This is a genomic window from Moorena producens PAL-8-15-08-1, from assembly GCF_001767235.1.
Classification (GTDB): Bacteria; Cyanobacteriota; Cyanobacteriia; order Cyanobacteriales; family Coleofasciculaceae; genus Moorena; species Moorena producens_A.
Map to the genome: position 1 here is coordinate 1,009,709 of NZ_CP017599.1, position 22,890 is coordinate 1,032,598.

Annotated in this window: 22 protein-coding genes; 9 read left to right on the forward strand and 13 right to left on the reverse strand. The window is 42.8% G+C overall.

Annotated features, from left to right (window positions below; genetic code table 11):
- Positions 1-567: 567 nt before the first annotated feature.
- Positions 568-801 (reverse strand): hypothetical protein, encoded by a 234-nt coding sequence (locus tag BJP34_RS03960; protein WP_070391221.1) that lies wholly within the window; start codon positions 799-801, stop codon positions 568-570.
- Between the two features lie 723 nt (positions 802-1,524).
- On the opposite strand from BJP34_RS03960, the gene BJP34_RS42300 reads away from it, so the two are divergent.
- On the forward strand, positions 1,525-1,671 hold the full coding sequence (locus tag BJP34_RS42300; RefSeq protein WP_158516991.1) for a hypothetical protein: 147 nt from the start codon (positions 1,525-1,527) through the stop codon (positions 1,669-1,671).
- A 169-nt stretch (positions 1,672-1,840) separates the two neighbouring features.
- Positions 1,841-2,113, forward strand: coding sequence for a TRADD-N-associated membrane domain-containing protein (locus tag BJP34_RS03965; protein WP_070391222.1), 273 nt, complete (start codon positions 1,841-1,843; stop codon positions 2,111-2,113).
- Between the two features lie 310 nt (positions 2,114-2,423).
- Here BJP34_RS03965 and BJP34_RS03970 read toward each other — a convergent pair whose 3' ends face one another.
- On the reverse strand, positions 2,424-3,644 hold the full coding sequence (locus tag BJP34_RS03970; RefSeq protein WP_070391223.1) for an AAA-like domain-containing protein: 1,221 nt from the start codon (positions 3,642-3,644) through the stop codon (positions 2,424-2,426).
- A gap of 366 nt (positions 3,645-4,010) precedes the next feature.
- On the opposite strand from BJP34_RS03970, the gene BJP34_RS46270 reads away from it, so the two are divergent.
- Positions 4,011-4,991 (forward strand): PEP-CTERM sorting domain-containing protein, encoded by a 981-nt coding sequence (locus BJP34_RS46270; RefSeq protein ID WP_083304991.1) that lies wholly within the window; start codon positions 4,011-4,013, stop codon positions 4,989-4,991.
- Between the two features lie 91 nt (positions 4,992-5,082).
- Here the strand turns inward: BJP34_RS46270 and lexA are convergent, their stop codons facing one another.
- On the reverse strand, positions 5,083-5,715 hold the full coding sequence (gene lexA / locus BJP34_RS03980) for a transcriptional repressor LexA (protein ID WP_070391225.1): 633 nt from the start codon (positions 5,713-5,715) through the stop codon (positions 5,083-5,085).
- A gap of 101 nt (positions 5,716-5,816) precedes the next feature.
- Between lexA and BJP34_RS48330 the strand changes: the two genes are divergently transcribed.
- Together BJP34_RS48330 and BJP34_RS38650 are read left to right on the forward strand one after the other, a co-directional pair.
- Positions 5,817-5,942 (forward strand): hypothetical protein, encoded by a 126-nt coding sequence (locus tag BJP34_RS48330; protein ID WP_267876473.1) that lies wholly within the window; start codon positions 5,817-5,819, stop codon positions 5,940-5,942.
- Between the two features lie 2 nt (positions 5,943-5,944).
- Positions 5,945-6,139, forward strand: coding sequence for a hypothetical protein (locus BJP34_RS38650; protein ID WP_149030777.1), 195 nt, complete (start codon positions 5,945-5,947; stop codon positions 6,137-6,139).
- Here the strand turns inward: BJP34_RS38650 and argF are convergent.
- Complete coding sequence (argF, locus tag BJP34_RS03985) at positions 6,100-7,020, reverse strand: ornithine carbamoyltransferase (protein WP_070391226.1); 921 nt, start codon at positions 7,018-7,020, stop codon at positions 6,100-6,102. The genes BJP34_RS38650 and argF overlap by 40 nt on opposite strands.
- A 695-nt stretch (positions 7,021-7,715) precedes the next feature.
- Between argF and BJP34_RS03990 the strand changes: the two genes are divergently transcribed.
- Positions 7,716-9,350, forward strand: coding sequence for an alpha/beta hydrolase (locus tag BJP34_RS03990; protein WP_070396483.1), 1,635 nt, complete (start codon positions 7,716-7,718; stop codon positions 9,348-9,350).
- Positions 9,351-9,506: 156 nt separating this feature from the next.
- Here the strand turns inward: BJP34_RS03990 and BJP34_RS03995 are convergent, their stop codons facing one another.
- The 8 genes from BJP34_RS03995 to BJP34_RS04030 all read right to left on the reverse strand — a co-directional run bounded on the left by BJP34_RS03995 (position 9,507) and on the right by BJP34_RS04030 (position 16,551).
- Complete coding sequence (locus BJP34_RS03995; protein WP_070391227.1) at positions 9,507-9,920, reverse strand: hypothetical protein; 414 nt, start codon at positions 9,918-9,920, stop codon at positions 9,507-9,509.
- Between the two features lie 222 nt (positions 9,921-10,142).
- On the reverse strand, positions 10,143-10,409 hold the full coding sequence (locus BJP34_RS04000) for a hypothetical protein (RefSeq protein ID WP_149030778.1): 267 nt from the start codon (positions 10,407-10,409) through the stop codon (positions 10,143-10,145).
- A 358-nt stretch (positions 10,410-10,767) separates the two neighbouring features.
- Entirely contained in the window at positions 10,768-11,007 is a 240-nt protein-coding gene (locus tag BJP34_RS04005) for a hypothetical protein (protein WP_070391229.1), read from the reverse strand.
- Positions 11,008-11,113: 106 nt separating this feature from the next.
- Positions 11,114-12,646, reverse strand: a complete 1,533-nt coding sequence (locus tag BJP34_RS04010) for a PRC-barrel domain-containing protein (protein ID WP_070391230.1) — start codon at positions 12,644-12,646, stop codon at positions 11,114-11,116.
- Positions 12,647-13,271: 625 nt separating this feature from the next.
- The gene (locus BJP34_RS04015; protein WP_083304992.1) at positions 13,272-13,673 is read right to left on the reverse strand and encodes a hypothetical protein; all 402 of its coding nucleotides are present in this window, start codon (positions 13,671-13,673) and stop codon (positions 13,272-13,274) included.
- A 255-nt stretch (positions 13,674-13,928) separates the two neighbouring features.
- The gene (locus tag BJP34_RS04020) at positions 13,929-14,933 is read right to left on the reverse strand and encodes a pentapeptide repeat-containing protein (RefSeq protein WP_070391231.1); all 1,005 of its coding nucleotides are present in this window, start codon (positions 14,931-14,933) and stop codon (positions 13,929-13,931) included.
- A gap of 215 nt (positions 14,934-15,148) precedes the next feature.
- A complete protein-coding gene (gene rimK / locus BJP34_RS04025; RefSeq protein WP_070391232.1) occupies positions 15,149-16,078 on the reverse strand; it encodes a 30S ribosomal protein S6--L-glutamate ligase in 930 nt (309 codons plus the stop codon).
- Positions 16,078-16,551 (reverse strand): ATP-dependent zinc protease, encoded by a 474-nt coding sequence (locus BJP34_RS04030; RefSeq protein WP_070391233.1) that lies wholly within the window; start codon positions 16,549-16,551, stop codon positions 16,078-16,080. The genes rimK and BJP34_RS04030 overlap by 1 nt, the downstream gene beginning before the upstream one ends.
- Before the next feature lie 21 nt (positions 16,552-16,572).
- Between BJP34_RS04030 and BJP34_RS48335 the strand changes: the two genes are divergently transcribed.
- Positions 16,573-16,698 (forward strand): hypothetical protein, encoded by a 126-nt coding sequence (locus BJP34_RS48335; RefSeq protein ID WP_267876474.1) that lies wholly within the window; start codon positions 16,573-16,575, stop codon positions 16,696-16,698.
- A gap of 160 nt (positions 16,699-16,858) precedes the next feature.
- On the opposite strand, the gene BJP34_RS04035 is transcribed toward BJP34_RS48335, so the two are convergent.
- Entirely contained in the window at positions 16,859-18,067 is a 1,209-nt protein-coding gene (locus BJP34_RS04035) for an FG-GAP repeat domain-containing protein (RefSeq protein WP_070391234.1), read from the reverse strand.
- 19 nt (positions 18,068-18,086) lie between these two features.
- Here BJP34_RS04035 and BJP34_RS04040 point away from each other — a divergent pair, with 19 nt between their 5' ends.
- Complete coding sequence (locus tag BJP34_RS04040) at positions 18,087-18,284, forward strand: hypothetical protein (RefSeq protein ID WP_070391235.1); 198 nt, start codon at positions 18,087-18,089, stop codon at positions 18,282-18,284.
- Positions 18,285-18,778: 494 nt separating this feature from the next.
- A complete protein-coding gene (locus BJP34_RS04045) occupies positions 18,779-22,738 on the forward strand; it encodes an NACHT domain-containing protein (protein ID WP_070391236.1) in 3,960 nt (1,319 codons plus the stop codon).
- Positions 22,739-22,890 lie beyond the last annotated feature (152 nt).

Consider the following 22,890-nt stretch of genomic DNA (forward strand, 5'->3'; position numbering starts at 1 on the left):
ATTGAGACAATAATTTCACGAAGTTTTTTTTTAGCAGTGAAAAAATAATCAAAACTATCTTTTTAAAGCTTCACTAATGTGAAGATGTGAAGAGCCGTGAACTAACGTGAAGTTTGTTCGTAAGCATTCAGCGATCAGCTATCAGCCATCAGTTATCAGTTATCAGCGATCAGCCATTCGCGTAGCGTGGCCAAAGGCCAATACCAACGGCTGACTGCTGACTGCTGACTGCTTACCAATAAAAAAAATCGGTCAAGTTTTGGTTAACCAATGCTTGACCGAATTCTATTGTGTAAGCCATTACAAGTACTGCTGAGCTGATCAGTTATCAGTTATCAGCTGATCAGCTATCAGCTATCAGCTATCAGCCCAAGGCTGACGGCTGACCACTGACCACTTACCACTTACCTCAGCAACTGATCCAAAACAACAACATCCTAACTCAGTAAACTAACCTCCACAAAACAAGTTTCACTGATGGTCGCCAGGGGGTCAAACCCTGTCTTGATGCAGTCGCTCATGGGGGAAACCCCCAAGACCGCGCTGCATCGCTGGCAAATTACTATCCTAGTCTACGTAAAAATAGCGAATCAAAAAAGTCATCACCTCATCAGGCTTCCCCGTAGGCTCGGGAGTGCTCCACTCGTTGGGATAGGCGTATTTAAGGCCATAAAGGGCAAGAATTGTCTTCCAAACTTTTTCAGGAGAACCGATCAAGATCAGCTTGACTTTCTTAGGTTTGCGACCAGGGTTTTCTGGAGTGTTCTTGTCATCGGAGTTAGGTGGAATGTTCTTGGTCATGAATCGTGATTCCTGTAAATAGCTTATAGTATTAATATATTCATAAATTAATCACTTGTCAAGGTATTTAGAATTTTTTTTTATTAGGAAATATGGAGAGTGTGGAGAGTCAAATAAATCGTAGGGTGGGCAGTCATTGATAGTAATTACCAAGGTTATATTAAGTTAATAGGCACTGCCCACCAACAGAAAATTAATTGTAAAATAGGGTATGAATCGTAGGGTGGGCAGTGCTTCATAGCAATTTTTAAAGATTGTAGTAAATTAAATAGGCACTGCCCACCAACAGAAAATTCCTTGTAAAATAGAGTAAAATGAATCGTAAGTTAAAATAAATCGTAGGGTGGGCAGTGCTTCCTAGAAAATTTTAAGCTTGTAGTAGATTGAATCGGCACTGCCCACCAACAGAAAATTCCTTGTAAAATAGAGTAAAATGAATCGTAAGTTAAAATAAATCGTAGGGTGGGCAGTGCTTCCTAGAAAATTTTAAGCTTGTAGTAGATTGAATCGGCACTGCCCACCAACAGAAAATTCCTTGTAAAATAGAGTAAAATGAATCGTAAGTTAAAATAAATCGTAGGGTGGGCAGTGCTTCCTAGAAAATTTTAAGCTTGTAGTAGATTGAATCGGCACTGCCCACCAACAGAAAATTCCTTGTAAAATAGAGTAAAATGAATCGTAAGGTGGGCAGTAATCATACCAATCCCAAAGCTTACCATCGGGATGATACTTACTGCCCACCCTACATCAATTAGATCAACTATTCCCTACTATCAGGTACACAGAATTTTTTCCCGATTCCCGATTCCCGATTCCCGATTCCCGATTCCCGATTTCCCTACTCCCTACTCCCTACTCCCTATTCCCTAGTTTCACGATTGTTTGTCAAGCAGTGAACAACTAATCACGGAGATATTCTTCGATATTCACCAATAGTAACAACCGTGAATAAGGTGAACTTTGACCTCACAAATTAAAGATTAGTAATTTATTGAGCCTATAGTTGGGTATAAGCACATTGCTCAAGACTCAATCAATTATGTCTCACCCAAACAAAGAATCTGATCCAGAAAGCATCTACTTGAACGAGCGCATTCGTCAAGCAAAGCTTTCCTTTAACTTGCTTGTGTACGCTACAGTAATAAGCGGGATTGTGGGTCTAATCGGCGCAGGGTTATTAATGTCCAACAAGTTATCGAAGGGAGCTGTTACTACGGGCTTGGGATTAGCATCGAATATTGCTTTTGTTAAGCTTGCTCAGGATGCCAATGATAGGTTGGATGAAGCGATTGAAGATGATGATGAAGAGTAGTAGGAATAGGGAATAGGGAATAGGGAATAGGGAATAGGGAATAGGGAAACTGTTGATACAAAATTGCAGCTGGGCATCCCTTGATGACCTTGTAGATCAACTGACATCATGTCCGGATAATTAGTGATCAAAAACCTTCTGGGATGAAACCTTACTCCTTTACTTCAGTATAGCTGCCTTCAGCATAGCTGCCTTCTGCCTTCCTTTCGGCTAGATTAATGCTAGGGTGGGCAGTGCTTGAGACTGCCCACCCTACATGAACGTTTTTAACTCGTAGATACACCGACCCCATGTCCTGTAGCGGCAAAGCCTAAAGCCAATCTAATTCCACCGGTATGGGTGAACTTGTCTGTTGGGCAAAGGCTGTATAGAGTTCCCGATTCTGTTGACGCTTCAAGAATTGCCGACGCACATGTTCCCCATACACTCTGCCTTGGGTAGCAGACTTAGGCAAAAACTGCTCTAGAGTGAAATCTTGATAATAAATGTGGTGTAGTGCTGTGCGCACCAGATAGGGATAGCCACCTACTAAAGACATCAGCTGCGCCACTTGATGAGCATCCCAATTCAGTCCATAACACCGTGCCAAATCTTGTACCTGTTCCTTAGTAAACTCAGGTAAAGCAATGGGCAGCCCCACATTAAAGGATTCATGGAGATTCAGCCAAGCATCATCTTCTGTGGCATAGACAACCACTAACTTAAGTTTTTGCCAAATATAGCTCCTACGATCTCCATACTTAGCTTTCTCATGCCAGGTGCGCAGTAAACTAAAAAAGTCTGAGGCGATTTCCGGGTATTGAAACACCATATCCACCTCATCTAAGCCCAGTACCAGTGAACTGTCAATGTCAGCCAACAGATAGTTTTCAAAGTAGTCGGTGCTGTTAGATTTGCTGCCCAGAATCTCATCCCAATAATCCGCCAACTGATTCGACAGCCCCAGGCTTTTCCCAACGCTGACACAGAACCACTGTAATAATTTATCCAGGCTGGTGAAGACCTCTCGATTAGCTAGTTTAAAGTTGAGAGTGACTGTGGTATTTCCCTGCCATCGTGCCTGCTCCAGAATCCTGGCCATCAGGGAGGTTTTGCCCATTTGCCTGGGAGCATAAATCCGAATCAAGGCTCCGGGTTGCAAAATGGCATGATATGAGCATGCTTCGATGGGGGGACGCTCTATATAAAAAGGGGAATCTAGAGGAACTTGACCTCCGGGTAATTCCAGGATTGGGGAGCTTGAAATTCTACGGCTGCTCTCCTGTTGCCAATCTCTTGCGATACGTTTGAGGACGACCTGAACGTTTTTTTTGTTGACCTTTGTCCCCAATACTTTAGAGAGCAAGTGCCATAATTTTGCACCAACTGTCTTGACATGGGCACTAGAAAAACAGTAAGTTTCCGCAATTCTATCATAAGTGTGATTTTCCCAAGCTCCCCGCAATACATCAATTTGGACTTTATCCAAATGCTGGTCAGTTTTCGCAAACACCAAGGATTGCAAAAGTTCGATTGCTTCTTCAATATGCATTAATATTTTTTACAACTTTATAAAAAAAATAAACGTATTTTAATTCAAAACTACCTTGACTATAGCTTGAATAGTTTGATCCTAAAAAAAAAACAAAATCAAGAGTGAATTTTCAGGATAATCATCGGCAGCTTTAGTAAAACTTTATAAATCAACTATACTTTTTTATCGGTAATTCATAAACTCAACGATCACTTTACAAACCCTTGATAAAGCTCGATGATTTCTTTATCAAAAATTCATATTTATTATTGCTGAATCGTACTACTTTTTACTACTGAATTTTCTGCCATTGTTATTTAATTTAGTGATTAAATTCTTTCACTAAATACAACCCAATAAACATTTTATTTTGGCGGAAAAATTATGGCTAATTCAACTCTCATAACCAAGTCATCAATGGCGATGGCAATAGCAGGATCTATTGTTCACAAATCAGCCGTTTTACTGGGTGCTACAAGCATGATTTTCCTGTCCATAGGAACTGCCTCAGCACAAGCATTTACTCTCAGCAATGGTTCCCTAGAAGTCACAATTCGAGAAGACAACGGTGCTATTGATACCGTATTATTTGACAAAATGACCTTCTTTGCTAGTGATTTTTTTAACCCAGGAGCTCCTATCTCCGACTTTGGTTTTCAAAACGGGACAAACACATCTACTTTTGTCAGAAACACCACAACAGGTTTTACCCAACAAGCGGTAAGTGTTAGTAGCACCGGTGACTCTGTGTCCGTGACAGGAACATACACTGGAGGGGGTGCTAATGTCGATTTTACCCGCACCTATTCCCTGGTTCCCGATTTTAACGTGTTGAGCGTCTCAACTGAATTTGTTAACAATGGTTCAGACGTAGCGCTGCGTTATTTTGACACGTTTGATCCAGACCAGGGTATTGATCAAGGAAACGGCTTCGGCACTTTCAATGATGTGTTGTCACTCTCAACCGATGCTGGATTGGCAACAGTCGGTCAAGCCACAGAACAAGATGGTCTGACGGTAGTCTTGGGGTCACTAGACCCTGATGTGACTGTTGCTTCTGGTAATCCTTTTCAGATATCTAATGGTAATAGTTTAAACAATTTCTTTAATGCTCCATTTGATGGTAATGGCGCTTTTATAGACCTGGGAACACATATTGGTATTGAATTACTTCTCGCTGCTGGAAAATCAGGTTCTTTTAAGTACCATCACGCTTATGGACAATCAATAACGGAGGCTCAGGAGCAGTTCATCCTGGCAAAGTCCATTGATGTCCCTGAACCGGCTTCGGTTCTAGGTCTACTAGCAGTAAGTGCAATAGGTGCTGGTTCAGCACTAAAGCGCAAAGAGGCCATGAAAGGGTAGAATAGAGCCTTAGATAACTGAGTATTACTGATGGGAGAGCGATAGGTAAGAATTACCAAAATGCTTCGCTCTCCTTATTGTTAAGGTATGGCTAATGTATCGCTGCTGGTGTTAGATGCTGCTGATATCCCCGCCAGACACCGACTAATACTCCTTGAACCTGAACATGTTTTGCCATCACTTCTATGGGATGGTACTTAGCATTAGAGGGTTTAAGAGTAACTTTGTGACCCTTACGATAGAAACGTTTCAAGGTAGTACCATGTCCATCCACCCGTGCCGCTACAATTAAACCATTCTTGATGTCATCGGGATCAGGCACTGGTCGCATAATCACCACATCCCCTTCTGTAATTAAGTCTTCGATCATGCTGTCTCCAGTAACCCGCAGAGCAAAGTTACCTGGTTGCTGGAAGAACCCAGATATATCCAACTCCTCAACTGTGTCGGTGAAGGGTTCCACTAGACCCCCGGCTGCGATCGCTCCTAAAACAGGTACTCCCAAATTACAATGCCGCAGCAGCCTAATCGTGCGGGCTTTTCCTTCCGTCCAATCAATGTATCCCTTACTACGCAAATGTTCCAGCCTACTCTGAATCGGTGCTGGTGAGCGCAAGTTCATTGCTCTCATCATTTGTCGGATCGAAGGCGCATGGTGTGACACCCGAATATAATTAACCAGCCAATCGTACAGTTCTTGTTGGGCAGATGTGAGGTTTTCCATAAGACTCTGGACAAAAAATGGTCGTTCTTTGTGATTGCTCTATAGAACATTGGTACTATCAACTCTTGTGATTTGTCCAGAGTATTGTTCGGTTCTCGAGGGTGGGGAGATGGGGAGATGGGGAGATGGGGAGATGGGGAGATGAGGAGATGAGGAGATGGGGAGAGTGTGGGAAGTGTGGGGAGATGGGGAGATGGGGAGTGGAGGGAGTTATAGCGTTTTCATAGCTATGAGGTACACAGGATTTTTTGCTTATTGCCTCTTGCCTCTTGCCTTCCCCTCCTGGGAGGGGTTAGGGGTGGGTTCCTCTTGCCTCTTGCCTACTCCCTATTCCCTATTCCCTACTCCCTACTCCCTACTCCCTACTCCCTACTCCCTTAGGATTCAATCAACCCCTAAAAGACTGACCAGTAAAGCTTTTTGAGCATGTAAACGGTTTTCTGCCTGGTCCCAAACACGGGATTGCGAGCCTTCGATTACCTGGTCTGTAATTTCTTCCTCCCGGTGAGCGGGTAAACAGTGGAGTACGATTGCTGATGGGTCGGCATGGTCTAACAACTGTTGATTAACTTGATAAGGCTGAAAAATTGGAATTCGCTCCTCAGCTGAGGCTTCCTGACCCATACTTGCCCAAACATCAGTATAAAGTACGTGAGCTTCCTTGGCAGCAGCTACTGGATCATCAGTAACCATTACTTCTGTGCGGCCAGCTGCAGTTTTCAGGGCAAGCTCACAAATAGCACTATCAGCTTGATAAGCTGGTGGTGTGGCGACTCTGACATTCATTCCCATTAGAGCGCAGCCCAACATTAGTGAATGAGCAACATTATTACCGTCGCCAACATAAGTCAATGTCAAACCAGCCAGTGTTCCAAAGCATTCCTGAATCGTTAACAAATCGGCTAAAATCTGACAAGGATGCTCCCAATCAGTCAAAGCATTAATAATTGGAATCTGGGCATAGTCGGCAAAGGTTTCCAACTGTTTTTGCTCAAAGGTACGAATTGCTAGAATATCCAAGTACCGATCTAACACTCGCGCTGTATCTACTACCGGTTCTCCACGACCAACTTGGGTGACATTGGGATTTAAGTCAATCACCTGACCCCCTAGTTGGTACATAGCTACGGAAAAACTGACCCGTGTCCGTGTGGAAGCCTTATAAAACAATAATCCCAAAACCTTATTGCACCTAGGAGTCCACTGACCTTTTTTTAACTGAGTGGCTTTATCCAATAGTTCCTGAATGTCACTAGCACTGAGGTCTGCTAAGCCTAGAAAATCGCGTCCTTTTAACGTATTCATGTTCTATATTCAATGAGTAAACTAGTTTACCCTAGCCACAGTGCTACACACAATTGCCCAGAAAACAAAGTGTAATTTTTACCTGGAATGAGCACCTTATAGCTCCCCAGTTTTTGTTAAGATGCACCCTGTTAAGACGCTATCCTATTTATCTGAAATTATCCTAACTAGTCTCCCAAAAAAGACTAAAAAACTAGTTAGTCTTTTCTAGGAAAACAAGCTTGAATCTTGGCTAGAGTTATTCACTCTACCACAAAAGTTCGCAAGAACATAATCCTAGTCTATTTAATCTACTCCTAAATGTCATCAAAAATTGACAAATCCTTATTAAATAATACAAATATCTTGCCCGATGCAGCACTAGGGAGTCGGGAGCGGTGCGACCCGTGGCGAATTTAATTACGGGTCAAGGGCACCGAGGCAGTCGGGAGCGGTGCGACCCGTGGCGAATTTAATTCGCCTAGCGATGCAGCGCGGTCTTGGGGGTTCCCCCCATGAGCGACTGCATCAAGACAAGGAAAGCGCACCGAGGCAGTCGGGAGTAGCGCTATAGTATTTACATTTGAGATGTGAACAAATAATGAAATGCTTTAGGTTCCCTAAAACTACCAATCACTAACATGAGTAAGGAATACAGCGTTTTTTGTATTAGCAAAAATTACAATCTAGTTTTACAAATCATTTGGAAAGTCTATATGTTCAAATTCGCAAAAGGTAAACTACAAACTAGACTAAGATGGCTGCTGCTGAATCTAGGATTGTTGATCACTCCAGTGATGATTTCTGCACCAGTTGAGGCAGCAGAGAAAATCTATATTTCCTATGGTCCAATTGAGTTTTCTCTACCGATCGCAGCTCTAGAAGTTTATGCGACAGTGGGCAAAGTTGAGCCATCCTTAGCCTTCTATGCGGGGTATGTAAAGCCAGAAGAATTCAAACAACTGCGGCAGGTCTTAATTACTCCGATTGATGTCACACCAGTAGCGATCGCTCAATTCCTCTACTCACCTCAAGGGGAAATAATTCTACAACGGGTAGGTGAAGTCATACAAACCAAAGCTCGTCAACCCGGTTTCTATGCCATTCGAGCTGCTTTAATCAAAGCCGCTTTTAAGCCAGAAGGGTTGACGATTTTGAATGTGTTGCAGGAATTTCCGACTTACGGCATTCGGATTAACTCACAACGTGGTTTTGAAATTATTGATGACTTATCCAAGCTGATTAAGCAAACCCAGACGGCCATTGCAGCAGTGGAACAGGCATCGGATCAGGAAGCGGCAGCCCAGACAGAGCGAGCTTTATCCGAAAAATCCCTAGACTTACGGCAACCCGGTTCAGTAAGCTATGGCAAGCAAACCATTACCTTCGATGACCATTACCGTCGGCGAGAGTTTCCCGTTGACTTGTATTTGCCAGAGTCCCCAAGGGAAGGGTTAGCACCAGTGATTGTTATTTCCCACGGACTGGGTTCAGTACGGAAGACATTTGAGTACTTAGCCCGTCACCTGGCATCCCATGGATTTGCTGTGGCTGTACCGGAACATCCAGGCAGTAATGCGGATCAAATACAGGCTTTGTTAACTGGTCTTGCCAAAGAGGCAGCTCCACCATCAGAATTTATTAACCGTCCTGTGGATATTAAGTTGTTACTCGATGAACTAGAAAGTTCCTTTAAAGGGCAGTTAAATTTGCAACAGGTGGGAGTATTGGGTCAGTCCTTTGGGGGTTACACATCCTTAGCTCTTGCTGGAGCTGAGATCAATTTTGAGCAATTGCAAAAGGATTGCGCTCCCTTAAATGAGGATACCTTGAATATATCCCTACTACTTCAGTGTCGTGCCTTTGATTTGCCACCACAGGACTATCAGTTATCGGATCAACGGATTAAAGGTGCGATCGCAATTAATCCAATTGCTAGCACAGTCTTAGGAAAATCCCAACTTAGCCAAATTCAAGTGCCGGTGATGGTAGTCGCTGGTAGTGATGATACCATAGCGCCAGCGTTACCAGAACAGATTCAACCCTTTACTTGGCTGACAACTCTACAGAAGTATCTAGTATTGCTTAAGAGAGGAACCCACTTTTCCACCCTCGCCCCATCAGAAGATGATGTCCCCTTACCTGAGGCAGTGCTTGGTCCTGACCCAACTATTGCTCAGGAGTATATGAAGGCATTGAGTTTAGCATTTTTTCAAACCTATATTGCTGGTAAATCAGAGTACCAAGCTTATCTAAGTGCTGCCTATGCTCAATCCCTTAGTCAAGAGCTGATGCCCTTGAGTTTGCTAACAATTCTCGAGCCTTTGGTACGGGAAAAAGCGGGCTTGTGAGGTATAGCGCTACGGGCAAGGCAAGAGGCAAGAGGCAATAGGCAAAAGTTGACTACAACAGTTTTTCAGCTTATATCAATGTCCTAACTTTAATCGGTAGTGCTATAAACTATCAGCTATAGCAGAAGTCAGAAGTCAGAAGTCAGAAGTCAGAAGTCAAAATATTGCTCGTTCTAGCTGTTGAACTTGTTTTGCCTGTTCTGATTCTGCCGGAGCCTCTTTCAATGACGTAATTTCTGTAGTTAGCTGCTTAAGCTGGGTATAAAAGAAATATCCTGTCCAAGCTCCTGCTGCTCCCACCATCAAGATTAAAATCATCCAAATAGCGGTGAAGCGACCCATTTTTTTCTGTAGCTGCTTTGTTTCTTGCTCCTGTTTCTTCTTATCGGACATGGCAGTCATTTGAAATTCCACCAATGCTTCGGCGACTTCTTCGATATGTTGCTCTTGGAGATTAGCAAGAGGATTGACTGGGGTAACAACAGGAAGGGCTGTGTTGGAAAGGGGTTTGTTGTCTATACCAAAATTATTGATCGTGCTTATTTTCCTTAGATTATTGTTGTTAGACATGGCCTTTATTTGAGACTATTTAGTGTTTATTTTTTATAGCAAAGAGAACTGGGAGTCTGGAGCGGTGCGACCCGTGGCGAATTTAATTCGCCTACGTAAAGCGCACCGAGGGAGTCGGAATTCGGGAATTTATTATAAAAAAGTTGCACAATTAATTGAGTGATAAAATAGTATTTATTATTTATTATTAATGGTCAATAATTAATCCAAAAAATACCAGTTTTATTGAGTGGTTTTCCAGGAATTTACTGGTGCAAATTGCTGCTGCAACTGGTTGTAAGTTATAGCACCAAGGGGACTGATAGCAGCAATACTACCTCCTAGGATCACAATACTTAACACCAGCAAGATTTGGAGCCGTTTCACTGAGGCTTCTAGGGATTGCACCTCCTGTTGCAACCCATTGATAACTCTTATTGCTCTGAGGTCAGACCATATACTGTCTTCTTGAAGAAATTCACAATCGCTATTGTTGTCAGTCGTCATCATTGTTTGAATTCTCCTTAAATAAACGTTTCTTGCCACCTTCTAAGTGATTACTGAGTAAGCATTCAGCCGTTGACCGTAGGCCACGCTACACCGAACAGCTGTCAGCTGTCAGCCTAATGCTTAAAATAAACATCAAACAGGAGAATTTAAAAGTGCGCTTTCCGAATTAAGAATTAAATTCGCCACGGGTCGTACCTAATAGTTTGAGATTAATTAGAGTTGAAACTTTGGAGAAAAGCCGATCTCAGCATATGCGCTTAGGGCACGCTACGGGGTTGTCAGCGGTTAGCCGTTGGCCATAGGCCTTTGGCTGATAGCTGAGGGCTGATAGCTGAATGCTGATAGCTGAATGCTGACATTACTGATCAGCGATCATTAACACAGAGATGATGTTCTGCAGAGACTTCTGTTTTTCTTTTCTCTCGGATGCAGCGGTTTCTGCTGGTGTTTGGGGTGCAGTTGCTTCTGGTGAACTCGGAGTCGGTTGAGACTGAGAGTTATCATTACCATCAGTAGCTAGAGATAACAAAGATGCGATCGCTAAAATACTTAGCACCATTGCAAATTGTCTAGTTACCAGTATTGCGACTTGTCTCATGGTATTTTTCTCTTTCAGTTGTATAGATCACTTAGTGCCAGGACTTACGCACAGACTCCATGGGTAGGGTGGGCAAGGTTTTGCCCACCCTACAAGTAGCGTTAAATTAAGAGATTTGCGTAAGTCCTAAGTGCTTAAGAGCTGTTTTGGCAGATTCTGGTTCAGAACTAGGGTTGAGTGTCTTGTCTTTCTGAGCAGCGTCTGTAGTAGTAGCGGAGTCAGCACTCGGCAACTTTGTCTTTACTTGAACTAGTTTTTCCTTAGCCTGGTCAGTCAGCTGTTTAGTAGTCTGTTGTGCTTGACCAGCAACCTCAGAGAACTTCTCTTGGCTATTCTCCGCTACTTTTTTAGTAGCCTCTTGCACTTGAGTGGTGACATCAGAAAGCTTCTCTTTGGTATTACCAGTCACCTGTTTAGCCGTTTGTTGCACTTGAGCAGCAATCTCAGAAAACTTCTCTTGGGCATTGGCCGCTACTTTTTTATTGGTCGGTTGTATTTGACCAGCGACCTCAGAGAGCTTCTGTTGAGCATTACCAGTTAGCTGTTTAGTGGTCTGTTGTGCTTGACCAGCAATCTCAGAAAACTTCTCTTGGGCATTCTTCGCTACTTTTTTATTGCTCGGTTGTACTTGACCAGCAATATCAGAGAGCTTCTGTTGAGCATTACCAGTTAGCTGTTTAGTAGTCTGTTGTGCTTGACCAGCGACCTCAGAAAACTTATTTTGGGTATTCTCCGCTACTTTTTTAGTAGTCTGTTGCACTTGACCAGCAACATCAGAGAGCTTCTGTTGAGCATTACCAGTTAGCTCTTTAGTGGTCTGTTGTGCTTGACCAGCAACATCAGAGAGCTTCTGTTGAGCATTACCAGTTAGCTCTTTAGTGGTCTGTTGTGCTTGATCAGCGACCTCAGAAAGCTTATTTTGGGTATTCTCCGCTACTTTTTTAGTAGTTTCTTGCACTTGACCAGCGACCTCAGAGAACTTATCTTGAGCATTATCCGCTACTTTTTTAGTAGTTTCTTGCACTTGAGTCGCTAACCCCTGAGTCCCTTTCACCAGCGCCGCCATATCTTCCTTGGTTTTAGCGTAGTCATCTTTCAAGGATTCAGCCGCCTGAGAAATTTTGTGATTGATGCCACCCGTATAGTGCTCAGCCTTTTGCACCATCGCCTCGATCGCCATCACTCGTTTACCGCCCACACTAGCGATCGCGACAGGGGGAAGTCGGTAGGTGCCATCAGTGACACCACGCCAACCCTTGGATCCAAAGATATACTCAACTACCTTCCCGGTCTGGGGGTCGAATCGATAGTCCATCAAAGTACCTGCCTGATTCCCTCCGTCCGTCCACAACTGATGTCCCACAATCGATTCCACAGATTCCGGTTTTTTCGCTGTGGTTTCCGAGTCAAGGTAAACTAGAATGCTGTCGGAGCCAATCGCCTCAATTTCTGCCCAAGTAAATGACCGTTTTTTGTGACCGAGCAGTCCTGACTTGCAAACCAAACCCAAAACTTGGTGAGCAATTGGGTCGAGCCACAGCTCAGCTACCCGACCAATTTCTTCGGTGTTTTGGCGATTCAGTACTATCTGGTTGATTACATCACTGTGCTTAATGGCAGTTTCTGATTGTGTGTTCATCAACGTTCTCCTTAGTTTGAAATCAGAGTTTTTAGAGCAAATCTGGTAGCATTGGCCTTGTTAACAACTTGCATTTGCCGAGCTTGACTCTCTCCATCTCCTCCCCTCTATAGTCATGAGATTAGGCATCAGCTAGTTGTTTAGACCGCGCGCAGAGTATTTACTTAGAAATTCGGCTCCTTTGATTAAGCTCTGATGAAAGATTAATCAAACTTTGTGAAAAAACTGTGAGCATGCTACTGGCCTTGGGCGCTAAAAAAGCTTTTGAATGACCAATATCAAAGCACCAACAGAATTCTTCTGTAAGCATAAAATTGTCAACTGCTTGACCAGATTTGTAAACTATTGGTTTTGTGAAAATTCCTAACTCAAGGTGATCCAAACATGATGCTCTACAGGATAGCCTGAGCCAGCAGTAAGCTGTTGAAGACTTACGGATAAAATCAATCTGTAGAGTGCTTTATTATACCAATGTACTAAATCAGCGCGTTTATTCCCCAGTGTTGCGTAAGTCCTGATATTGCGTTTCGATTTGCTGAAGTATGCCTGATGTTAATCCTGAGAACGATCATTTAATTATCGCGTTTCTCGTACTTATGAGGTACAGTAGTCAATTTTATTCCCCCTACTCCTTACTCTCTACTCCCTGCTCCGTACTCCCTTGCACTTGCTCCTGCAGCCACTTAGTAATCAGTTCTGGACAATTCTTCTTAAACCAGCGCAGAGCAACAACTCTGAAGGCTGGTTTAGACATACGGGCAATTGATTTCATCATCCAGTTGAGGGAGCGAGACTGAAACTTTTTGTTGATCAGGTTGACTGATCCGACATCGTAGAGGCAATCGAGGATGAGCTTTACGGTAGCTTCTTCCCTCTCTACTAAATGTTCCAGAAGCAGCAGTACATCATGCATACGCTCCTTTTGTATGCGCTCTTCTTCTAAGATTTTCGGCACCTCGACCAATGGTTCGGAAGATGTGATCATAGTCGTGGTATCTATACTTGACTGTTCCAGGCTTGGATTCATTCCTTACACCCTAATCAAAAATGTACCTATGTCAGACACTATAACCTAGTACTGCCTGAAAATGAAATTGATAAGCATTAGGCAGCCTTACACTAGGCATGAGCAGCTATTAGGCCAGAAGTGTTGAACAGGGAACCCGGTTCCCTATTCTCTATTCCTTATTCCCTATTCCTTAAAAAAATCCCAAACTTGTGTACCTCACCTATTTAAAAAATGCTTTTTATCAATTCTATATCTGGTGTTAAACTAATAATTTTATTCCATTAGTTTAGCAATTATTGGGAGTTGATTAACCAAGTCAAATAGGGAATTAATCTCCCTCGAAGAGTGCCGATTTTTTTTGTTTTTAGTACTTAGTTCCCCTTCCGATTTTTTCTGCAAAACTTTATGGGCGACTTCATAGCCCTGCATCAAGTCGTTTTGAACTTTAGCCTGATCTACATCAGGGGAGATTTTGACCGTGACTATCACTACTCCATTCCCCTTATTTTCAATGCTTTGGATGACTAGCTTAGCATTTTCCTGCTCAACTTCTAGCTTTTTGAATGAATAGGCAAATCCTAGCCAGTCAATACCCCTATCGAAGACTAACTCAACACTATCCGATACTTTCTGAAACAGCTTAATAAATTCACCTGGGGCAAATTCACCACTACTCGGGCGGCGTTCCCGCTCAGGAAAATTTAGATAAATATAGTCACAAGCTATTTCTTCAAATTGGGTAGCACTGTTGATCGCCCAATTTGCCAGACAAGCTCCGGTTAGTATTGCCCGGTTAAAATTGGTACTCAGTGCTTGAGCTTTAACAAGGTTAGTCCCGGTGAGGTTGGCTCCGCTGAAGTTAGCCCCACTGAGATCGGCTTCCTCTAAGTACGCTTGTCTAAGATTAGCACCCTCAAGACATGCTTTGACTAGGCTGGATCGACCAAGACTTGACCAGCTGAAGTCTGCCTCAGAGAGGTTAGCACTGCTAAAGTTAGTTCGACTCAGAGTTGCCCGGCTGAAGTTAGCCTCCCTCAGGTCTGCCTCAGAAAAGTTGGCTCGAATTAGTGTTGCGTTACTGAGATCGGCTTCTCTGAGGTTTGCCCCCTTAAAGTTTGCCCCACTGAGGTAGGCATCTCTGAGGTTGGCATGGCTGAGGTCGAGATTACTAAGATCTGCTGCGCTGAGATCGAGCTTGAGCCGAGAATTGTTGGCTCTCCAATCATTCCATACCCTTACCCCTTGCTTGAGTCGGGTGAGATGTTCCTTGCTTGCCATTTACTACATCCGTGTATGTTTAATATGTACTATACTTTTACCGTATTAGGTGGATGTTTGAGCCATTAGCACAAGCAAGGATAGCTAATGAATAACCAGCCCATTGTCTCCCCATCACCGTCCATTTGCCAGATAGCCAGTTAAGTGTAAACAGCTGAGGATCTCTACAGGGTCGGTGTTTCTCTGTAAGGGCTTGCTGAAAATTGAATCACAATTTAATACTTTATGCGATCGCGAACAGCTCCACTTCCAGGGGCACCTTTTTTGTCATTGGCAGCACTTTTTTCCAGAAATTGAATAATCTTCCCGGCCACATCCACCTCAGTCGCCTTTTCAATTCCTTCTAGTCCTGGTGAAGAATTGACTTCTAACACTACCGGACCATGATTGGAGCGTACCATGTCTACCCCAGCTATGCGTAATCCCATGGCTTTAGCAGCACGAATTGCTGTGCTACGCTCTTCAGGGGTTAACTTGATTTTTTCTGCTGTTCCCCCTCGGTGTAGGTTCGAGCGGAATTCCCCTTCTGCTCCCTGTCGCTTCATTGATGCCACTACCTTACTATCAATCACAAGGCAGCGAATATCCATACCCCCTGCTTCTTTGATAAATTCTTGGACTAAAATATTGGCGTCTAAACCGCGAAAGGCTTCAATGACGGACTTGGCAGCTTGATGGGTTTCTGCGAGTACCACCCCAATGCCTTGGGTACCCTCTAATAGTTTAATAACCAAAGGAGCACCACCTACCATCTCGATTAAACCGTCAATATCTTGGGTTGAATGGGCAAAGCCAGTTACGGGCAAACCAATACCTTCACGAGAAAGGATTTGAAGAGAGCGTAGTTTATCACGGGAGCGGGAAATTGCCTGAGTTGGATTAGCACTAAAAACATCCATCACTTCAAACTGCCGTACAACGGCGGTGCCATAGAAGGTCTTTGATGCCCCGATCCGGGGAATAATGGCATCAAAGTTTTCTAAAGGTTTTCCCTGATACATTACCATTGGCTTGTGAGCTGTAATATTCATATAACAGCGCATATAGTCAATCACCCGCATTTCATGACCCCGCTTTTCCCCAGTCTCTTTCAAGCGTCGGGTAGAATATAGGCCAGCATCTTGGGATAAGATCGCAATTTTCATCATTCATTACTCCTATCATTAGTCTGGTGACTCGTAGTTGAACTTTGTAGAAAGGAATGACCCGAGTCTACCAAAAAGCGCCTCTGAACAGCTTGACGCCCCAGCAACATCCGGAAACCCATGGCATCTCGATTGGTTAAGGTAAGTTCAATCGGCCACTGCTTGCTACCTAGTTTTACAGTAGTCTGGATAACCGGTCGCAACTGAGTTTGTCCATTGGAACTGCGTACCTTTCGCTGGTCTAACAGTTTCGCTTCTGCGATTACAGTTTGATGGCTGTCCCGCTGATAGGGATGCACTTTGAACCGAACCCACGTGATCCCATCATGGTCGAAGGTTTTGATATCAAAGGCATGTAGGGCGGATGAACGTGCGCCAGTGTCAATTTTCGCCTTGACCTGTACAATACCAAGTTCAGGTAAGGTCAGCCATTCTCGCCAGCCAATGATTGGCAAGTGTTGCGATTGGTTCATGTAGGGTAAATTTAGTATGCTATGACCCAGGTAATCGGGAATCGGGAATCGGGAATCGGGAATCAGAACAGTGTGGGGAGAGGGGCGGGGGCGCGTTCCTATAACTATCGTGCTCCTGATCAGGAGTATAACAAAAATTCACCTTAGGGGCGCATCCCGTGCGCCCCTAAGGTGTGTGACTAATTGATTGTATGGGACAGCAAGTCAGAAGTGCGATTGGCCTACGGCCACGCTACGCGAACGCATAATTTGATTGAGCGCTTTTTGTTTAGACTCAACAAAGTGTCAACGCTCAACACATATCACTTCAGGCATGGCCTTCCCAGCTCAAATCTACGGACTCAGCGATTACTGGTCGGTCGTAACCATTTTCATTCATCATCCACATCCCTGTCTTGCCATCAACAGTATTGCTCCAGAAAATGTCATCGTAACCATTCTTGTCAAAATCCATAACTCCTTGAAATTTCCAGGTGTCGTCAAGGGGTGCATTATTAACGAACACTGATTCTATGTAATCTGTACCTGCCATGCGCCAGTAGTAAACATTTTGGTTTTCAGTGTCAAGCCAGAGAACATCCGCGTTTTTATCTCCATCAAAGTCTCCGGCACCAAGGATTTTCCATTTACTGTTGGCTAATTCTGATTGGATTAGTACTCCTCGATTCGGCTCAGTGCCATTCATCAGCCAAACTGCATTTTCGCCAGTGGAGTCATTACGCCACAGCAGATCGGTTTGCTGATCACGGTTGAAATCTCCTGTGCCATGGATTTTCCAGTTAAGGTCTGAGACTGGGACGATGGATACTGCTTCTTGAAACTGGGAACCCTTCATTAACCAGATATCAATGTCTCCAGTAACGGTATTGCGCAAAACCATATCTTTGTGGCTATCACCGTTGAAGTCTCCAGCAGCACGAATCTCCCAGTCACTGTTAACGGATTCCATTTGAATCGTCACTGCCTCATCTAGGTCAGTACCCATTACCCCATGCATCCGCCAAGCTCCCATGGTGCCAGTCTCAGAATTATGCCAGAACAGATCCACTTCAGCGGAGGTGAATTCAATGGCGTCAATTCGCCCTAACTCGAAGGTCTCATTATCAAGACTATCTGCCTCTACAACAATTTCGATGCGATCGCCTGGGGCAAGTTGTACATCTTTAAAGATAGGATTTGGATTAGGATCACCATTGCTGAGAGAGTCAGTGAAACCGACATAGTTACCGGAGTTGGGTCCTTCTCCACCAAGGTTTTTATCCAAAGTATAGGTGTCAATGTCAGTACCGTTGACCCGTAGTGTTAGTTTGGCTTGTCCATCTATTTCATCAAAGTGAGCAATACCGATATGGTATTTGCCAGCAACACCATCACTTTCTGTCCAGTCAATTCTGATTATGCCGTTGGTTTCAATGTCTTCGATTCTGACTGCTTTAGAGCCTGAAGCACTATTATTATCAAAAACCTCGTAATTTTCTAGGGTAACGCGAGTTGTGTTTTCTGCTTCGATTTTCATACTTGTTTTCCTGTTTTAGATGAAGCGCGTTTTGTTGATTGGTAACTCTCAGCGGTCAGCGGTCAGCGGTCAGCGGTCAGCGGTCAGCGGTCAGCGGTCAGTGGTCAGCGGTCAGCGGTCAGCGGTCAGCGGTCAGCGGTCAGCGGTCAGCGGTCAGTGGTCAGCTTCAAATAAAATTGAAAGTCTGGGGAAAACCCCCATTGCACGTAGCGCATAGCCTGATAGCTGATAGCTGATAGCTGATAGCTGATAGCTTAAATTAACAGCTAATCAACTAGTGGTTTGCTGAAAATCCCGTTGGCATAACTGTTATGAATTGCTCTAAGAATTCCCAAACTATTGAGCAAAACTATTGGTAGAATGCGGTTTTTGGTTTAAATGCAGCCTGGTCTAGTCTTGTGTCGATTACACAAGTGTGTCTTTTATGTGGATGGTAGAGATTGCACACTAAAGTATTTTCTACCATGATAGATTTTGGAGCTGTTTTGAAATTAGGTCACTTTGAAAAGTGGCACAGTTAAAGGCTATTTTATAAATAACATGATATAATGTAGCGGGTTTTAATTGGGTGAGATATTGGAAAGGGAATAGGGAACAGGGAATAGGGAATAGGGAGTACGGAACAAAAACTATCACAATTCCTACACGGATTGCTAGAGCTTTTTATTGTTATCCTAGAAAAATGCTTGTCTATTCTGTAAACCCTACAGCATGTCTAATCAGATTTATAACTGGCAGCGATTTTGGTGTTCTCCCTCTGATCGCTTTTATTTAGACTATGATGGTTACTTATCCGATCCAGAAGTTCAATCGGTCAAGGGTTACAATTACAATCCCAATCCTAAGTTGGTAACCTTTAGGGAAATTTCTGAAATACCTTGCTTAATACTCCTCGGTGAACCAGGCATCGGCAAGACTCAAGCCATGGAGGAGGAAGAAGATAAGGTTACTGCTGAGCTTAACAATACAGACGATGAAATTCTGTCACTTGATCTTCGATCAGTTTTGACGAAAGATGAACTAACTCAGAAATTGTTTAAAAGCGATAAATTTACTAGGTGGCAATCTGGCAGCCATCGGCTCCACATATTTTTAGATAGTTTTGATGAATGCCTTTTAGAAATCAACAAACTCGCAGTAATTTTAGTTGATGCTATTAAAAATTATAAGGAGCATGTTAAGCTTAAGCGTTTAACTCTTCGGATTGCTTGTCGAACAGCGGTATTACCATCTGTCCTTGAGCCAGGTCTCAAGAAACTTTTTGGAGAAGATTCCCTAAAAATATATCAGCTAGTTCCACTTCGTCGTCAAGATGTTGTCAAAGCAGCAGAAGCTAACGGAATTGATCCAGACGCTTTCTTAGAAGAAGTGTCTAGAAAGAACCTTGTGCCCCTAGCTATCAAGCCGATCACCCTAAACTTTATTCTGAACAATTGGCATCGTTATCAGTCTCTCGAAAATAATAGTATTTATGAACTTTATCGTTATGGCTGTCGCTGTTTATGCGAAGAAAATAATCCTAGCCGTCGTGATTCAGGTGCTATCGGTGATCTCGATCCAGACCAGCGCCTGATCATTGCTGCTCGGATTGCGGCTGTTACAATTTTTGCCAATCGATTTGGTGTTTGGACTGGAACAGATGCAGATTATCCTCGATCTAAAGATCAGCTAATTCTAATTGACGACGATCTTTGCATGAGGGAGGAAGTTGCTAAGAGCAATAATTTTGATATCACTAAACCAGCTATCAAAGAGGTTTTAGATACTGGCTTATTTTCATCCGGTGGTGAAAAGCGGATTGGGTGGTCTCATCAGACCTATGCTGAGTTTCTAGCAGCATGGTATTTGAAGGAACATAATGTCTCTGTGTCCTTCTTCCAGAGTCTTTTCTATTTATCTAAGGACCGGGAGCAGTTATCTAAGGACCGGGAGCAGTTATCTAAGGACCGGGAGCAGTTATCTAAGGACCCTGAGGATAAATTGATTCCTCAGCTCCATGAAACTGCTGCATGGTTAGCCACCATGATACCTGAGATACGTGAGGTAATTCTTAGCACTGATCCTGATGTTTTACTTCTGAGCGATATACCTAAACATGATAGTAATGATAGTGTGCGAGAATATGATAGTGTTCGAGAAAGGGTGGTTTCAAATTTATTGAGGCAGTATGAGCAAGGAAAAATAAATCAAAAACTAATTAACTACCGCTTATACTACGAGAAACTAAAACATCCTAACCTTGCGGAACAACTTCGTCCATATATTGTGGATGCAACTAAGCAAAGGGATGCACGACATACAGCTATTAAGATTGCTGAAGTCTGTCAACTGAAGGAACTCCAAAATGAATTGGTTACCTTAGCAACTGATTCCACTGAAACCATTGAACTTAGGATTAGTGCTGTTCAAGCTATTGGGGAGATTGGCGATCAGAAGTCAAGACTCAAACTCAAGCCGTTAGCCCTTAATCCCCTTCCAGAGGATCAGGACGACAGCCTTAAGGGTTGTTGCCTACAAGCACTGTGTAATAATAAGTGCAATTATTTGACAGATGATGAGTTGTTTGATGCCTTAACTCCTCCAAAAAAAATAAATCTTATTCTTGGCTCCTACCAACTGTTTATCGAGTATACACTTGTACCAATGCTTAAAGAAAAATGGCTTAGGGAACCAAGATTAAAATCAGATTTTATAAAAGACGATGGTAAGAGTCAAAAGTTTGTAAATGCACTAGTTAATTTAGGAGAAATTAACTATGATTGTCGATTAGATAATTTCGTATTATCTTTAATAGAAAATATCTACCTAAAACCTAGACTTGCTGATCACGATCAGGATTGGATGGAAGATCCAATGCTTAGCTCACGATTGGCAATACTAAATAAATATTTTGCGCAGGAAATATACGATACATTTGAGCTAAATAATACAGCATCGATTGATGGGATTATTGAAGATTATTATAATTGGGCTAATCAAAAATGGCTCTCTGAGCAATTTAGTAATTATTTTATAGAGGGACAACAAGCTTCAAAAAAAGCGGCGAATCACCGTCCTCAACAAAAATTATTAGATCATAGAGAGAGAATTATTCGTATTTTGGATCAATTAGAAGATGGTAACTTATCAGCTTGGTTGTGCTTGAATAAGGCAATGACCCTTAAGCCAGACAGCCGACACTATTATAATGAATTTGAACCTGATTTAACTAAGCTTCCAGGGTGGAAAGAGGCGGATGAGCCTACTCGCACTAGGATTATTCAAGGTGCCGAAAACTATATTATAAATCAGAAAGATATAAATACTGATTCGATTGGTAAGAAGATTGATTGGATTGGTAAGAATAAATCGGTTTCGCCAGCCTTGGCAGGTTGTAGAGCTTTTATGTTGCTTCTAAAGGTAAACGAAGCTTCACAGATTATTGAAACTATTCCATCTGAAACATGGCGCATTTGGGCACCTGTTATCATCGCTTTTCCTCTTGGAAGCCTAGATTATGACAGCTGTTTAGAGTTAGTAAAGATAGTTTACTCAAAGGCTCGTGATCAGGTGTGTAAAACTTTGGATATTCTGATCGATCAAGAAAATGATCAGTATCACTCTATAGCTAGAATTAGAATATTTGAAAAATGTTGGGATAAACATCTAAGCGATTGTATTTTAAAAAAGGCTCAAGATAAATCCATAAAGCCCGAATGTATGTGGGCTCTGTTAGAAGAGCTTTTCAAACACAACTCGAATGAAGCTAAAGAGAATCAAGTTAAAGAGAAAGCTAGAGAATATCTCCAAACATTGATATCATTGCCATTGCCTTTGAAGAAAGATGAACGTGACAGAGTCATCATTGCCTTAACATTGCTATTCCGCTACCCAACTCCTGACCGTTGGTCTAGTATATGGTCGATTCTTGAGCAAGAACCAAATCTTGAACGAGAGTTAATTCAGTCCGTTGCTTATCGCTATTCTTCGTTTCCGGGTCACTTAGAGCTTAATCTTAATGAGAAACAGTTAGCTGATCTATATATCTGGTTTGTGAGGCAATATCCCTATGACGAAGATCCTGATCATAGTAATGGTGTACCTTATAATGTCACTCCAAGGGATAGGGTGGCTAGATTAAGAGATAACATTTTACAGCAACTGGAAAATTTTGGAAGTGCTCAAGCCTGTGAGCAAGTTGAGCGTATTATTGGAGAATTTCCTGAACTACTTTGGCTTAATCAAAGGCTGATATCTGCCAAAGATAGCATGCGTCGTAAAACCTGGAAGGCACTTCAGCCAGAAAAGGTTATTAATAGGATATTAGCTCATGATCCCAGAGTTATTAAAACTGTGCCAGGGAATCAAGCTATATATATAGAGTTGTATAATGAAGGGAATGTTACCATAGAAAAAAATATCAACACTATGGTTAAAAATAGTAAGATCAACACAGATGGTGGCGATGTCATCACCAATTCCAATAACAATAATAGCGGCAGTGTTAATAACAGCAAAACTATTACTACAAACAAAATCGAAAAAGGAAAAGGTAATACTATCAAAGTTGCTGACTCTAAAAGCAATCCTAACAGCGTATCTATATGGGTAAAAACGGGTGTTTTTATAGGTTGTTTAAGTTTGGTTGTGGCAGTGATCGTACTATTATTAGGGAATGGGCTATTGAAATAGTTCGTAGTAGCGTGAGGGGAATTTCCGCAAATTAATAAACGCGATTGACCTTGGCCTTTAGGCCACGCTACGCTCCGGAAGCGAAGCTTCCGCGCTTGAGCGATCGCATCTAGCCGAAGTCCCCATATTCCCTACTCCCTACTCCCTACTCC

Coding starts and splice junctions, on each gene's coding strand:
- BJP34_RS03960 (WP_070391221.1), bottom strand. CDS start 801: ATGACCAAGAACATTCCACCTAACTCCGATGACAAGAACACTCCAGAA.
- BJP34_RS42300 (WP_158516991.1), top strand. CDS start 1,525: ATGATACTTACTGCCCACCCTACATCAATTAGATCAACTATTCCCTAC.
- BJP34_RS03965 (WP_070391222.1), top strand. CDS start 1,841: ATGTCTCACCCAAACAAAGAATCTGATCCAGAAAGCATCTACTTGAAC.
- BJP34_RS03970 (WP_070391223.1), bottom strand. CDS start 3,644: ATGCATATTGAAGAAGCAATCGAACTTTTGCAATCCTTGGTGTTTGCG.
- BJP34_RS46270 (WP_083304991.1), top strand. CDS start 4,011: ATGGCTAATTCAACTCTCATAACCAAGTCATCAATGGCGATGGCAATA.
- lexA (WP_070391225.1), bottom strand. CDS start 5,715: ATGGAAAACCTCACATCTGCCCAACAAGAACTGTACGATTGGCTGGTT.
- BJP34_RS38650 (WP_149030777.1), top strand. CDS start 5,945: ATGAGGTACACAGGATTTTTTGCTTATTGCCTCTTGCCTCTTGCCTTC.
- argF (WP_070391226.1), bottom strand. CDS start 7,020: ATGAATACGTTAAAAGGACGCGATTTTCTAGGCTTAGCAGACCTCAGT.
- BJP34_RS03990 (WP_070396483.1), top strand. CDS start 7,716: ATGTTCAAATTCGCAAAAGGTAAACTACAAACTAGACTAAGATGGCTG.
- BJP34_RS03995 (WP_070391227.1), bottom strand. CDS start 9,920: ATGTCTAACAACAATAATCTAAGGAAAATAAGCACGATCAATAATTTT.
- BJP34_RS04000 (WP_149030778.1), bottom strand. CDS start 10,409: ATGATGACGACTGACAACAATAGCGATTGTGAATTTCTTCAAGAAGAC.
- BJP34_RS04005 (WP_070391229.1), bottom strand. CDS start 11,007: ATGAGACAAGTCGCAATACTGGTAACTAGACAATTTGCAATGGTGCTA.
- BJP34_RS04010 (WP_070391230.1), bottom strand. CDS start 12,646: ATGAACACACAATCAGAAACTGCCATTAAGCACAGTGATGTAATCAAC.
- BJP34_RS04015 (WP_083304992.1), bottom strand. CDS start 13,673: ATGAATCCAAGCCTGGAACAGTCAAGTATAGATACCACGACTATGATC.
- BJP34_RS04020 (WP_070391231.1), bottom strand. CDS start 14,933: ATGGCAAGCAAGGAACATCTCACCCGACTCAAGCAAGGGGTAAGGGTA.
- rimK (WP_070391232.1), bottom strand. CDS start 16,078: ATGAAAATTGCGATCTTATCCCAAGATGCTGGCCTATATTCTACCCGA.
- BJP34_RS04030 (WP_070391233.1), bottom strand. CDS start 16,551: ATGAACCAATCGCAACACTTGCCAATCATTGGCTGGCGAGAATGGCTG.
- BJP34_RS48335 (WP_267876474.1), top strand. CDS start 16,573: ATGACCCAGGTAATCGGGAATCGGGAATCGGGAATCGGGAATCAGAAC.
- BJP34_RS04035 (WP_070391234.1), bottom strand. CDS start 18,067: ATGAAAATCGAAGCAGAAAACACAACTCGCGTTACCCTAGAAAATTAC.
- BJP34_RS04040 (WP_070391235.1), top strand. CDS start 18,087: ATGAAGCGCGTTTTGTTGATTGGTAACTCTCAGCGGTCAGCGGTCAGC.
- BJP34_RS04045 (WP_070391236.1), top strand. CDS start 18,779: ATGTCTAATCAGATTTATAACTGGCAGCGATTTTGGTGTTCTCCCTCT.